The following is a 13,067-nucleotide window of genomic DNA, read 5'->3' as shown; positions in this document are numbered from 1 at the left end:
CTGCACACTTTCCCCATAGGCCAATCCAAGACCCCCGCGGCTTCCTCCTTCCGAGGTTTGTCAACGTGAGCCGCAAGCTCATGGCCGCCAACGTCGTGCTGCGGCCCACATCGAAAAACCTTCAGGAAAGCGGCCGTTCGCTGCGCATATGCGCTGAACCGATTTTGAAAGAGAATGCCGACATTCAAAACGTCCGACACTCAGCCAAGCCAGTTGCTTGCAACGAGGCAGGCGGCGAAACACTCCATGTCGAATGTCGGCGCGACACCTGCCCCTGTCGCGTCAGAACTTGCCTGAATTGACCCATTCTTCTTTTGGTGGCACCGGCTCGGCATTGTCCCAATGCTCGACGATCTTGCCATTCTCGACGTGGAACAGGTCAACCTGGCAAGTGTCCTGACCCTCCCATGTTGCCCGGTTGAGCGTGGCGACGAAATTGCCTTCGGCCACAGCCAAGAAGCATTCTTGATAGGCCAAAGGGCAATCCTCGGCGGAGAACAGCGTCAGGAAGGCATCCAACCCATCACCGACATCCGGGTTGTGTTGGATGTATTGCTCCGAGCTGATGAACTCCGGAATGCGTGTCAGATCACGCCCGATCAGGCAGGTTTTGATAAAATCCACCACCAGCCCCTTGTTCGCGGCGGTTTTGTCGAGATCGGTGATCTCGGTTGGCCCACCGGTCTGGCTGCGCCCTGAAGGGTTGGCTGGTTTGACCGGCGCGATCACATCCCAATGCTCGATGATCTTGCCGTTCTCATCGCTGTCGAAGAAATCCGTGGTTAGCCATTCGGCCTCGCCATTGTTGATGTTCTGATAGACCTGCAGAAAGACATGACGGCCATCTTGCAAGGCGCGAACCACTTGGAATTCTCGCACGGGGTTGCGTTCAATGAAGGGCTCAAAGAACGCAATGAAGCCCTTCGCCCCATCGGCCACCCCGGTGGAGTGCTGGGTGTAGCGCTCCCCGGTATAGGCGGCGACGGCCTCGCGCGGTCTGCCCTTTTGGATGCCTTCCATATAGAGGTTGATGGCGTTTTGCTTTGCCGATGGCATGTGCATTGGTCCTTTCTGTAATGCGCATGAGACGTGGGATGTCCTCAGCTTGTTTGAATGGTAGGGCGAAGCTGCCAATACCAGATGCGATAGGCCTCCAGTGCGGCGAGCGGACCGAAATGCACCAAGGCTGGCGCGATGCCGCCCCACTCATGGAGCGCGGCCCAATGCAGCAGGGTTAACACGGCGGCGGCATAGGTCGTGCGTTGCAGCATCTTCCAGCGCGCGCCGAGGCGGCGGACCCAGCCATCGGTGGAGGTGATGGCCAGCGGGACGAGGATCAGAAAGGCCAGCCAACCGGTCCAGACATAGAGGTGCGGCAGTTCGGCCAGCACCTTCGCCACGCTGCCTTCATCGACGAGGTAGAGAGCCGTATGCGCGGCGGCGTACAAGAAGGCGGCAACGCCAAAATAGCGGCGGTTCTTCACCAGCCAGCGCGGCCCTCGCCAGCCCCGCAAGAGCAGCGCCAGCGGCGTGGCCATCATGGCGATGATCATGAAGCGCGCGGCGAACTCGCCTGTCGGGTGCAGCAATTCATGTGCGATGCGCGGATCGCTCGAGGCGACCAGCATGTTGGTGAAGCCCAGCCCCGGCAGGGCCAGAAGCGCCCATAGCCAATAAGGCGAAAGAAGGCGCGTCAAGGTCGTCATGGTCGTGCTCCCGGGCGGACGCTAAGAAGGGGCCGCCCGCGAAATGAGGCGGCCCGATCGACTCAGTCGGTCAGATCGTAGCGGGTCATGGCCATGGTGGAGGCATCCAGCATGCCCATGAACTCTTCAACTGCGGGCGCCGTGGCGAAGCTCTCCATGGAGGCTTGCGCGTCTTCGGCGCTCTCCCAATGGACGAGCACGACCCAACCGGTTTCGGTGGCGCCGGTTTCGCGGGACACGAAGCCCGGCTGCTGGCTGACATATTCGGCCTCGATACGAGCATCGACGGGCGCGAACTCTTCCGCGGTCACGCCCTCGGCGAAATCGAACGTGGCGATCTCAACCACTGTGGCCTCTTGGGCATGGGCCATGCTTGCCCCGGTGATGATGGCGGCGGCCGTCAGAATGTTGCGGATCATGTCCTGTTCCTTTTGGTCAGTGTCTTGAAAATCTGCAAACGTGGGCGGCCCCTGTCGGGGCCGCCGGGATGCCTCAACGATCCCAGTAGGGCTCTGCAAGGCTCAGCAGGAATTCGCCGGCATATCCCGGGAAACTTGCCTGCATGGTTTCGATGAACTCTGCCGGATTGGCCGAGTCCTGCCACACGCGGTCCATGACCTTGAGGTATTCAATCGCGGTGTGGAACTCGCCGCGCGTGGTCGGCAGGCCGTGGCCCACCAGCAACGTCTCGAACGCCGGGTCGTCGCGGAGCATTTCCAGCGTGGCGATCCAGTTCTGGCGATCGACACCGGGGGCGAAGAACACACCGTTATAGACAAGATCCTGCACGATCGCGATCTTCTGTTCGGGCAGGACGGCCACGATGATATGCGGGGCCTCGGTGGCCTCGTAGTGGCGGAATTCAACCGTCACGCCGCCGATCTCGGTGGTGCCAAGGACAAGGTTCTCGCCCTGAAGCAGGCTGGTCGGCTCGGCGAACTCACCATTGGCAGCCTCGGCTGCGATGGCCTCGCGGATTTGCGGCAGCGTCTTGTAGGTGACGCCCTCGACCGCGGCAACGCCGCCCCAGTGATCGGGATGCTCATGGCTGACATAGGCAGTGTGGACGGGCTTACCCGTGGATGCGATCAGCGCGGCCACTTCGGCGGCGGTCGGCGGGATCATGGTGGCGTCGCAGACCAGAAGCTCATCACCCAGTTCCAGAACATGCGAGGTCACATGCACGGTTTGCGCCGGCGAGACATAGCTGTGAACCGTCACCCCGCCAGTGCTGAAGCTGTGGACGGTGCCGGAGGGCATATCGCCCATCTGCGCGCGGGCCGGTGCCGGGGTCAGGGCCGTGCGCAAGAACGCAGCCGCCCCTGCGGTCAGAACCGCGCCTTGCAGCAGGCCGCGGCGGGAAAGGTTTGTCGGTTGCATAGGTGTCTCCTGTCAGGTGAAGGTCAGGCAGAACGCTGCCTTGTCAGGGTTGGGTTTTCGCGAAAAGCGAAGCGCGCGAGGTGATCGCCCACAAAGCATTCCATCCGTGCCAAGTCATCCGCTTGGCTCTGGACGGTGATCGTCAACTCAGTCTCCGAGGCGGCCATTTCGCCAGTGCCGAACGGCAGGGTGACGCGGCCTTCGGAAGGGCTGAAGGTTACGGGCACCTTGTGGCCGAAATGCTTGCAAAGCTGTTGCAGATATTGGGACCCTTTGGGGGTGTTGAGGTGCAGTCTACTCGCGGTCATCTCGGCCTCCTTTCGTACAGGGACAGAGATAGACAGCGGCCCGCCTTTTGATTATCCAAAATTCTCAGGCATCACTGTTCGATGGATTAGAAAGATGGATGACTATCGCGCCTTGGCGGTCTTCGTGGCCGTGCATGAGGCAGGCAGCTTCAGCGGCGCGGGGCGTCGGCTCAAGCTCTCCACCTCCGTGGTCAGCCATCACATCTCCAAACTGGAGGCGCGGCTCGGGGCATCCTTGTTCTTCCGGTCCACCCGGTCGCTATCCCTGACCCCGGAAGGTCAGGCGATCCTGTCCCCGGCGCGCGCCATGGTGGCGGCCGCCGATGAGGCGCTGGACATGTTGGCAGATACGGCCGATACGCCGGTGGGTGCGCTGCGGGTGACGTTGCCTGGTTTCGGTGAACGCAGCCCCTGGCACCGGAGCCTGATGCGGTTTGTCCGCAGCCACCCGATGATCGCGATGTCGATCCATACCAGCGAGCATCCGGTCGATTTAGTGAAGGAAGGTTTCGACCTGGCCATACGCCTCGGCGTGCTGAGCGACAGCGCGCTGAAAAGCAAACGGATCGGCAGCTTCCGGCGCAAACTCGTCGCAAGCCCCGCCTATCTGGCCAGCCGCCCCAAGATCGATACGCTCGAAGATCTAAAAGAAGCGGCCTTCATCTCCTTGGCTATGCTGCCCAATGCGATCACTTTGGTGCAGGGCAGCGAGCAAATCAGTTTCGAGCCCGAGAATGTCCGCCTTGAGGTGCATTCGCTCTCGGCGGCCAAGCTGGCGGTGCTGGAAGGCCTCGGCATCCAGCACCTTCCTACCAGCGAGGTCGATCTCGAACTTGCCGAGGGCCGCCTTGTGGAGGTGCTTCCGGAATGGTCGCCCCCTGAACTGGGTGTCTATGCCGTCTGGCCAGATATCGGACCCCAAAAGAAACTGACCCGCCGTTTGATCGATTTCTTGACCCAAGAACACGGGAAGTCGGATTAGCAAAGGCGAGGCTGCGGCAGTCAAGCGCCTGCTTGTATGAAGCTGCCTTCAATGATCACTTGGTTCCGCAGAATAATCAAATGACCGGTCTGCGGGAGCTGCATTCAAGCGTGGGTTACGGCAATGAATGTCTCTTCTGGGCCGCACGCGAAAGCCTTTTGGTGTCGTATCTCAGTCGTGCCTTTCCATCGGGCGGGCTTGAGTGCCGCGCGCCAATGGCAGGTAAAGCGAAGCGGCGAGGCCCGGCGCGGCATCGCCAAGCACCAACGTGCCGCCCGCCGCCTCGGCGATGTCGGCCGCGATGGCGAGGCCAAGGCCGGTGCCCGTTTCATCGGCCCTCGCGTGGCGGCGCATCAGCCGATCGCAGTCAGTTTGCGCGATGCCCGCGCCGTCATCCGCGATCGTAAGCTGCATTCGATCACCTTGCACCCGCACCGACATCACCACCTTGCTGCGCGCATGGCGTGCCGCGTTCTCGGCCAGTGCGCCCATCGCCTCGGCAAGGTCCGCTTCATCCAGGGCAACCGCCAGACCCTCGGGTATCGTCTGCAGCCAGTGCAGCCGCGCCCCCTCGGGCGTGCGCCGCAGAACCGCGATCAGGCCGTTTGCGACACGGGCAGGATCGGCTTGGGCATCGACAGCCCGTGCCGCCGTTCGCGACCGCGCCAGTTCGCGGTCGACCGTGCGGCGCATGGCGCGGGCAGTTTCCTCGATGCCGTCGGCCTGCTCTGTCGCGCCGACCCCGCGCAGGCGGTCCGCTTCCCCCATCAGCGCCTGCAGGGGGGTCTTCAGCCCATGCGCCAGATCGGCGGCGCGGGTGCGGGCTCGTTCTGTCTCGGCTTCCCGGGCGGCCAGCAGGTCGTCAATCTCCGTCGCGACCGGGCGCAACTCGACCGGCCAGTGGCCACCCATGCGCTCGGCCCGTCCCTCTCGCAGGGCGGAGATCCGTGCGCCGAGGCTGCGCAACGGGCGGAGGCCGATCGACAATTGCACCCAGCCCGCTGCACTGAGCGCAAGGGCCAGAAGGGCGAGGTAGGGGGAAAGATCGGCCATGAAGGCGCGGCGCGCCGCGACCAGCTCAGACGCATCCATCGCGACCGCCGCCCGCACCGGCCCACCGCCCAGCCGCGACGGCAGCGTAATCGAGCGTTCCAGAACCAAAAGGTCCGCGCCGTCAGGCCCTGCCAGCCGATGCACGTGGACCGCGCCATCGCCCAGAGTGTCGGCAGGCAGGTCGAGCGCCGCGTCCCAGAGCGAGCGGGAGCGCCGGAGGCTGCCCACTTCCTCGATCTGCCAGTAAAGCCCGCTATAGGGCACGGAGAAGCGAGGATCGGCTGGCGGCCGGGCCAGGTCCAGCCCCTCGGGCCCGCGATCCAACCCGGCGATGACCTGGTCAAGCTGCACTGACATCTCGGCCGTGGCGCGGCGTTCCACATGCGCCCCGAAAAGCTGCGCCAGACCCAAGGCGGCCAAGCCAAGCGCGAGCAGGATGGCAAGCGCGCCTGCCAGCGCAAGGCGCAGGCGCAAGCTCATGCGGCCTCCAGGAAATACCCGAAGCCACGGCGGGTTCCGATGATACCCGGCCCCAGTTTGCGGCGCAGGCGCGCGATGACCGCTTCAAGCGCATTGGCCTCGCGCGCGTCATCCTCCCCGTAGAGGTGTTCCAGCAACTCGGTCGGCGGCACGGGTCGGTCCCGGTGCAGCATGAGATAGGCCAGAAGCCGGTATTCCAGCGCCGTGACCTGCACTGGCACGCCCCGCAACGCAACGCCCATGCGGTTGGTGTCGAGGCTGAGGTCTCCGGCCTCCTGCAAGGCCGCCGCGTGGCCGCCGGTGCGGCGAACCAGCGCGCGCGCCCGCGCGATCAGCTCCTCCATGCGGAAGGGCTTGGGCAGGTAATCGTCGGCCCCTGCCTCGATCCCCTCCACCCGCTCCTGCCATGTGCCGCGCGCCGTCAGCACCAGAACCGGCATACTGCGCCCGTTCGCGCGCCACCGCTTCAGCACCGCAAGTCCGTCCAGTTTGGGAAGCCCGAGGTCCAGCACGACAAGGTCGTAATCCTCGGTATCGCCCAGAAACCACGCGTCTTCCCCGTCGCCTGTGCCTTCCACGCGGAAGCCCGCCGCGCTCAGGGCCGCGTGCAGGTCTTTGGCGATACGCGGGTCATCCTCCACGGCAAGGGCGCGCATGTCAGTCGTCGTCCTCTTCGCGTTCGACCTCGAGGATCGTGCCGGAGGCCGCGTCGAGCTCCATCTCGTAGAGAAAGCCCTCGGGCGAAACCAGTTCCAGCTCGTAGATCCAGCGCCCGTCGTCGCGGTCAAGCTCGATCTCGATCACCCGGCCCGGACGTGCCGCCTCGGCCGCGGCAAGGATGTCTGCAAGAGGTAGGATCTCCCCGGCCTCCAAGGCCAGGCGGGCGCGGTCGTGGTCATCACGATCCGCAAGCGCAGGCGCGGCGATCAGGGACAGGCACAGGATCAGGGCGGTGTGTTTCATGGGGTCAGTGTGTACGCTCGGCAACCTGACGGCAAGCTGACAGTTCGGGTCAGGGGGGCGTCAGGCGGTGTGGGGCAGAAGGGGGCATCGGCGGCCACGTTGGCTGCCTAGGCAACAGGAGAATCGCCATGAAACGCACCATCCTCTTTTCCGCATCGCTCGCAACTGCCCTGGGTCTTTTCGCCCTCGGGGCCAGCGCGCAGGATCAGACCCCGGCGCAAACCCAAAACCGGATGAGCATCGCGCAGATCGCCACCATGCTGGAAGATCAGGGCTACACGGTTCTGGAAATCGAACTGGAACGCGGCCGCTACGATGTCGAGATGATCGACGCCAATGGTATGCGGGTAGAGGCCTATCTGGATGCCGCCACGGGCGCCGCGCTGCCCTATCGCGAAGACGATGATGATCGCAATGATCGGGACTACGATTGATGGACGATGCGTCTGACAACGGGCTGGTCCGAGTCTGGGATCCTCTGATCCGGATCGGCCACTGGGTTCTGGCGGTGGCATTCGCCACCGCATACCTCACCGGAGGCGAGCCGCAATGGCTTCATACCTCTGCGGGCTATGCCATCGCGGTCACGGTCGCGCTGCGCCTCCTTTGGGGCCTTGTCGGACCGCGCCGCGCCCGGTTTTCGGATTTCGTCACCGGGCCGGGCCGCGTTTTCGCCTATCTGCGCGATCTTCTGACTGGCCGCGCAGAGCGCCATCTGGGCCACAGCCCGGCGGGCGGAGCGATGACCCTCGCTCTGCTGTTCGCGCTCGCGGTCACGGCGCTTTCGGGCATGGCAACCCTGGCCGTCGAAGAAGGCCAGGGGCCGCTGGCCGGCATCGTCACATCGGCAAGCCTGCCAATCTGGGCCGAGGAGGACGAGGATCACGATGAATACGGCGAGCATGGCGAAGGCGGCGGCGGTGAAGCGTTCGAGGAGATCCACGAGTTTGCTGCCAACGCGACGCTCCTGTTGATCCTGCTGCATCTCGCGGGCGTCGCATGGGCCAGCCGCGCCCATGGCGAAAACCTCGTCCGGGCGATGATCGACGGGCGCAAGCGAAGCGCCGAATGACGCCTTACGGCCGGGCCCCAAGACGGTCCCGGCCGTAAGCGCGGCCGCGCAAGGCATGGAAAACACGTTTTCTGTCCACGTGATCCGATTGGCAGCGCACATGGATACTTGGCGTTCGTCGGACCCGTCCCGGCCAATGTCTTTCTCTAGCCTTGGTCGCTGCGCTTGAGTGAAAATGTTGCAAGGTGGGCGAATGGCCGGTCTGGTGAAGCTGCGCTGCGGCATCTGGGCTTCCCATGAAGGACTGCTTCGGGCCGTTCTCGTTGGCAATTAGTCGGGGCATCTGCATCTGGAGCATGTGAGCAACCCCGCGAAGCTCGGACATTGATCCAGCCGAGCCTTCCGGCTTGCACGGATGGCTGCAAGCTGTTCATTTAGCGTAAGGCAGGTTTCAAAGGTCCCCACATGTATGACAACGCATTCAACCGGATAGAGCGCGAGCTTCGCAATGAAGAAGGCGTGGCCAATGAGCTGGATTACGTCGAGCAGACCTCTTGGGTGCTTTTCCTGAAATACCTGCACGATCTGGAATCCGAGCGCCGCGACCGCGCTGAACTCGATGGCAAGGACTACACCCCCATTATCAAGGGCCGCTACACATGGGACCAATGGGCCGCGCCCAAGACCGAGGGCAAACTCGACCACAACCGCGCTCTGATCGGCGACGATCTGATTCGCTTCGTCAATGACAACCTCTTCCCCTACCTCGCCAGCTTCCGCGAGACGGCGACCGGCCCCCGCACCATCGAATACAAGATCGGCGAAATCTTCACCGAACTGCGCAACAAGTTCCGCTCGGGCTATATCCTGCGCGATGTGCTGGAAACGGTCGATGAACTGGCTTTCAACACGCAGGCCCAGCGGCATGAGCTGTCACAGCTTTACGAATCCCGCATCCGGCGGATGGGCAATGCAGGCCGCAACGGGGGCGAATACTACACCCCGCGCCCGCTGATCCGCGCCATGATCAAGGTGACGGACCCCAAGATCGGCGAAACCATCTATGACGGCGCGGTCGGCTCTGCGGGCTTCTTGTGCGAAGCGTTCGATCACCTGCGCCCCTTGGCCACCACCGGCACCGATTGGGAAACCCTGCAAACCCGCACCTTCTATGGGCAGGAAAAGAAGGGGCTGGCCTATATCATCGGCATCATGAACATGATCCTGCACGGGATAGAGACGCCGAACCTGATCCATTCCAACACGCTCAATGAGAACGTGATGGATATTCAGGAGAAAGATCGCCACGACATCATCCTCGCCAATCCCCCGTTTGGCGGCGGCGAACGGCGCGAGGTGCAGCAGAACTTCCCGATCCGCACGGGCGAGACCGCCTATCTGTTCCTGCAACACTTCATCCGCAAGCTGCGGGCCGGGGGCCGCGCGGCGGTGGTGATCAAGAACACCTTCCTCAGCAACACAGACAACGCCTCTGTTGCGCTGCGCAAGGAATTGCTGGAGGCGGCGGAACTGCACACGATCCTCGATTGCCCGCAGGGCACGTTTCAGGGGGCGGGCGTTAAAACCGTGGTGCTGTTCTTCGAGAAGGGCGCTGCGACGCGGGACATCTGGTATTACCAGCTCGATCCGGGGCGCAGCATGGGCAAGACCAACCCGCTGAATGACGATGATCTGGCGGAGTTCATCGAGCTCCAACGCACTCGACCGAACGGGCCGAAAAGCTGGATCGTGAACCGCGCCGATCTGGATGACGACACGTTTGATCTGTCGGTCAAGAACCCCAACGCGCCCGAGGCCGAAGCGCTGCGCAGCCCCGAAGAGATCATCGCCGACATGCTGGCGCGGGATGCCGAGACGGCAGACATTCTGGAGAATATCCGGGGGATGTTGTGAAGGATTTAGAGCGAGAGGGTTGGAAAGAAGTATCGCTCGGAGACGTTTGCGACATCTATCAACCCAAGACGATTTCTTCGAAGCAAATGGTGCCAGACGGCCCATATCCTGTTTTCGGAGCCAACGGCGTTATTGGGCGCTACACCGAATACAACCACGAGGAGTCACAACTCCTAGTGACATGCCGAGGCGCAACATGTGGCTCTGTCAATATCTCCGATCCGTTCTCTTGGATTACAGGAAACGCTATGGTCGTCCGCCCAAAGGTCACCGATCTTTCATTGCGCTATGTTGAATACTTCTTTCGCGGTGCGGTCGATTTAAACGGCGTAATCACTGGGGCAGCACAGCCACAGATAACGCGCAAGTCTCTCGCGCCAGTTCGCATCGGATATCCGCCGCTCGAAGAACAACAGCGGATTGTTGCGGTTCTGGATGAGGCCTTCGAGGGTCTGGCCCGCGCCCGCGCCCACGCCGAAGCCAACCTGCAAAACGCGCGGGAGTTGCTTGCTCTGATATTTGAACACGAGCTTCTCAAACACAGAGACGTTTCCATTCAAACCACTATCGGCGAGGTTTGTACTGGCTTTGAATACGGCACATCTTCGAAATCACAGCCAAAGGGCAAGATGCCCGTACTTCGCATGGGCAATCTTCAATCGGGCGAGATTGACTGGAGCGATCTTGTCTACACGGATTCCGACGCCGACATCGAGAAACTCAAATTGATCGACGGTGATGTCTTATTCAATCGCACCAACAGCCTCGAACATGTTGGAAAGACTGCAATCTACCGAGGCGATATGCCCGCGATATTTGCAGGCTACCTGATTCGAGTGCACTACGACAAAAGCAACTTGCTTCCTGACTTCTTAAATATGTTTCTGAATAGCAAGAGCGCCCGAGATTATGGTCGCTCCATATCAGGAAAAAGCGTCAATCAGGCGAACATTAGTGCCTCAAAACTCAAGACATATCCAATTATACTACCCTCAGTCAGGGCGCAGGAAGAAATTGTAAGAATGATGGAAAGTCTACGTGGGCCTCTGAAAGACTTGGAAGTTACTTACGACGTAAAAATGCAAGACCTTGACGACCTTCGCCAATCCCTTTTGCAGAAAGCCTTCGCGGGCGAATTGACATGACCTATTTTAAAACGCGCATCTTATCCGAAAACCGGTGCCCAGTTTTCGGGATGCGCTTGAGCGAGTAAAGAAGATGAGCATTCACGAAGAGACCGAAGCCGATACCCGCGCCGAGCGCATAGACCCCGTCCTGGCGCGCGCGGGCTGGGGCAAGAACGGCTCCAAGGTGCGTCGTGAAGTCATCTGCCCTGGGCGCATCCAGTCGGGCGGCACGCGCGGCAAAGGGCTGTCTGCCGATTACGTCCTGATCCACAAAGGCCAGAAGCTCGCCGTTTTGGAAGCCAAACGCGCAGGCGTCAGCCACCGCAGCGGCACAGGCCAAGCCAAGGACTACGCCACCCGCCTTGGATCGCGCTATGCCTATGCCAGCAATGGCCTGAACTGGTATCAGATCGACATGGCCACCGGGGCCGAAGGGGATATGGACCTGCCGTTCCCCTCGCCCGACGCGCTCTGGGCGCGCAGCTTTGCCGACCACAATGACTGGCGCGAGCGCTTCGGGGCCGTGGCGTTCGAGGAAAACGGCGGCAAATGGCAACCGCGCTACTACCAGCACAACGCCATCACCGCAGCCCTCGAAGCCGTCGCGCAAGACCAGCGCCGCATCCTTCTGACGCTGGCCACGGGGACCGGCAAAACCTCTATCGCGTTTCAGATCGCGTGGAAGCTGTTTCACGCCAAATGGAACATCACCCGAGAACCCGTGCGCCGCCCGCGTATCTTGTTTCTGGCAGATCGCAACATTCTGGCCGATCAGGCGTTCAATTCCTTCAGCGCGTTTCCGTCCGATGCCATAACCCGCATAGACCCCGCCACGCTGCGCAAGACTGGCGGTCGCGTGCCGCGCAATGCCAGCCTGTTCTTCACCATCTTCCAGACTTTCATGACCGGTGAGGGCAAGCCAATTTTCCGCCAGTATGACCCGGATTTCTTCGATTTCATCATCATCGACGAATGCCACCGGGGCGGCGCCAAGGATGAAAGCGAATGGCGCGGGCTGCTGGAGTATTTCGCACCCGCCACCCAGCTTGGCCTGACCGCCACGCCAAAGCGCAAGCACAACGCCGACACCTACGCCTATTTCGGCGAACCGGTCTATACCTACGCCCTGCGTGACGGGATCGAGGACGGCTTCCTGACGCCGTTCAAAGTGCGCCAGATGGCCAGCACGATTGATGAATATGTCTACGAAGGCAGTGATCAGGTGCTGGAAGGTGAGGTTGAAGACGGTGACACCTTCACCGAGGGCGACTTCAACACGCGCGTGATTATCGAAGAGCGCGAGTTGAGCCGCGTGCGCGAATTCATGGGCCAGATCGACCAAAGGCATAAGACATTGGTGTTCTGCGCCACCCAAGAGCACGCAGCCTTGGTGCGAGACCTGATCAATCAGGTGAAGACCAGCACCCACCCGAATTACTGCGTGCGCGTGACAGCAGAGGATGGCGCGACAGGGGATCAACACCTGCGCGACTTTCAAGACAATGCAAAGACCATCCCGACGATCCTGACCACCTCGCAAAAGCTGTCGACGGGTGTGGACGCGCTAAATGTCCGCAACATCGTGCTGATGCGCCCGATACGGTCGATGATCGAGTTCAAGCAGATCATCGGGCGCGGGACGCGGGTCTATGAGGGCAAGGATTTCTTCACGATCTGGGATTTCGTGAAGGCACATGAGAATTTCAATGATCCGGAATGGGACGGCGAGCCGATAGACCCAGAGCCACCACGTCCAGGGCCAACAGAGCCCAAGCCTACGGAGCCGACTGACACAGGTGGCCCCGATGATGAAGGCGGCACGGATGAACCGAAGGCAAAAATCAGGATCCAGCTCGCCGATGGCAAAACTCGGGCGATCCGGTATCTCGCCACGACCACCTATTGGGGACCGGATGGAAAACCGATTTCAGTTCAAGAATTCATGGAAAGGCTATTCGGAGATCTTACCGGGTTGATCACAGATGAAGAACATCTGCGCAAAGTTTGGAGCGATCGAGAGTGTCCGATCTTCTGTGTAACCGGGATCTGGTCCATGCTTCCTGAGAGGAGCAAGGACGATGACGATTTCCAAGGAACTGCTGGACGAACTTCTGAAGGGCTGCGAGCGCCCTGAAGATCTGC

At 61.5% G+C, this 13,067-nt stretch carries 14 protein-coding genes and 1 pseudogene; 7 read left to right on the top strand and 8 right to left on the bottom strand.

All coding sequences use genetic code 11. The features are described 5' to 3' along the window. Window positions 1-302, top strand: a 302-nt coding sequence (locus M3N55_RS16195) for a hypothetical protein (protein WP_249060910.1), incomplete at its 5' end; no start/stop codon positions are given. Here the strand turns inward: M3N55_RS16195 and M3N55_RS16190 are convergent. From M3N55_RS16190 to M3N55_RS16170, 5 genes are all read right to left on the bottom strand, one after another. Next, a complete protein-coding gene (locus tag M3N55_RS16190; protein ID WP_249060909.1) occupies window positions 283-1,056 on the bottom strand; it encodes a nuclear transport factor 2 family protein in 774 nt (257 codons plus the stop codon). The two genes, M3N55_RS16195 and M3N55_RS16190, sit on opposite strands and share 20 nt — an antisense overlap. A gap of 44 nt (window positions 1,057-1,100) precedes the next feature. Next, entirely contained in the window at window positions 1,101-1,706 is a 606-nt protein-coding gene (locus tag M3N55_RS16185; protein WP_249060908.1) for a protein-methionine-sulfoxide reductase heme-binding subunit MsrQ, read from the bottom strand. A 62-nt stretch (window positions 1,707-1,768) separates the two neighbouring features. Further along, complete coding sequence (locus M3N55_RS16180) at window positions 1,769-2,125, bottom strand: antibiotic biosynthesis monooxygenase family protein (RefSeq protein WP_249060907.1); 357 nt, start codon at window positions 2,123-2,125, stop codon at window positions 1,769-1,771. Between the two features lie 73 nt (window positions 2,126-2,198). Then, the gene (locus M3N55_RS16175) at window positions 2,199-3,086 is read right to left on the bottom strand and encodes an MBL fold metallo-hydrolase (protein ID WP_249060906.1); all 888 of its coding nucleotides are present in this window, start codon (window positions 3,084-3,086) and stop codon (window positions 2,199-2,201) included. 23 nt (window positions 3,087-3,109) lie between these two features. After that, on the bottom strand, window positions 3,110-3,394 hold the full coding sequence (locus M3N55_RS16170; protein ID WP_249060905.1) for a DUF2218 domain-containing protein: 285 nt from the start codon (window positions 3,392-3,394) through the stop codon (window positions 3,110-3,112). 94 nt (window positions 3,395-3,488) lie between these two features. Between M3N55_RS16170 and M3N55_RS16165 the strand changes: the two genes are divergently transcribed. Next, window positions 3,489-4,376, top strand: a complete 888-nt coding sequence (locus tag M3N55_RS16165) for a LysR family transcriptional regulator (RefSeq protein WP_249060904.1) — start codon at window positions 3,489-3,491, stop codon at window positions 4,374-4,376. Between the two features lie 171 nt (window positions 4,377-4,547). Here M3N55_RS16165 and M3N55_RS16160 read toward each other — a convergent pair whose 3' ends face one another. The 3 genes from M3N55_RS16160 to M3N55_RS16150 are packed head-to-tail and all read right to left on the bottom strand — an operon-like array spanning window position 4,548 to window position 6,872. Next, a complete protein-coding gene (locus M3N55_RS16160) occupies window positions 4,548-5,909 on the bottom strand; it encodes a sensor histidine kinase (RefSeq protein WP_249060903.1) in 1,362 nt (453 codons plus the stop codon). Further along, the gene (locus M3N55_RS16155; RefSeq protein ID WP_249060902.1) at window positions 5,906-6,565 is read right to left on the bottom strand and encodes a response regulator transcription factor; all 660 of its coding nucleotides are present in this window, start codon (window positions 6,563-6,565) and stop codon (window positions 5,906-5,908) included. Before M3N55_RS16155 ends, M3N55_RS16160 begins: the two co-directional genes overlap by 4 nt. Before the next feature lies 1 nt (window position 6,566). Then, window positions 6,567-6,872 carry a PepSY domain-containing protein gene (locus tag M3N55_RS16150; protein WP_249060901.1) on the bottom strand — a complete coding sequence of 102 codons (306 nt, stop codon included), beginning with the start codon at window positions 6,870-6,872 and terminating at the stop codon, window positions 6,567-6,569. Window positions 6,873-7,000: 128 nt separating this feature from the next. On the opposite strand from M3N55_RS16150, the gene M3N55_RS16145 reads away from it, so the two are divergent. The 5 genes and pseudogenes from M3N55_RS16145 to hsdR form a co-directional block, all read left to right on the top strand. Then, window positions 7,001-7,306: a PepSY domain-containing protein gene (locus M3N55_RS16145; protein WP_249060900.1), complete on the top strand. Its 306-nt coding sequence runs from the start codon at window positions 7,001-7,003 to the stop codon at window positions 7,304-7,306. Beyond that, entirely contained in the window at window positions 7,306-7,944 is a 639-nt protein-coding gene (locus tag M3N55_RS16140) for a cytochrome b/b6 domain-containing protein (RefSeq protein ID WP_249060899.1), read from the top strand. Before M3N55_RS16145 ends, M3N55_RS16140 begins: the two co-directional genes overlap by 1 nt. A 405-nt stretch (window positions 7,945-8,349) precedes the next feature. Further along, window positions 8,350-9,798 (top strand): class I SAM-dependent DNA methyltransferase, encoded by a 1,449-nt coding sequence (locus tag M3N55_RS16135; RefSeq protein ID WP_249060898.1) that lies wholly within the window; start codon window positions 8,350-8,352, stop codon window positions 9,796-9,798. Beyond that, window positions 9,795-10,943, top strand: coding sequence for a restriction endonuclease subunit S (locus M3N55_RS16820; protein WP_249060897.1), 1,149 nt, complete (start codon window positions 9,795-9,797; stop codon window positions 10,941-10,943). The genes M3N55_RS16135 and M3N55_RS16820 overlap by 4 nt, the downstream gene beginning before the upstream one ends. Before the next feature lie 73 nt (window positions 10,944-11,016). Further along, window positions 11,017-12,939 (top strand): annotated as a pseudogene (gene hsdR, locus M3N55_RS16125) (EcoAI/FtnUII family type I restriction enzme subunit R); the annotation flags it as partial. Window positions 12,940-13,067: the final 128 nt, after the last annotated feature.

Source organism: Roseinatronobacter domitianus (assembly GCF_023336755.1).
GTDB lineage: Bacteria > Pseudomonadota > Alphaproteobacteria > Rhodobacterales > Rhodobacteraceae > Roseinatronobacter > Roseinatronobacter domitianus.
Note: the sequence above shows the minus strand (reverse complement) of the source record. Positions and strands in the feature narration are given on the sequence as shown.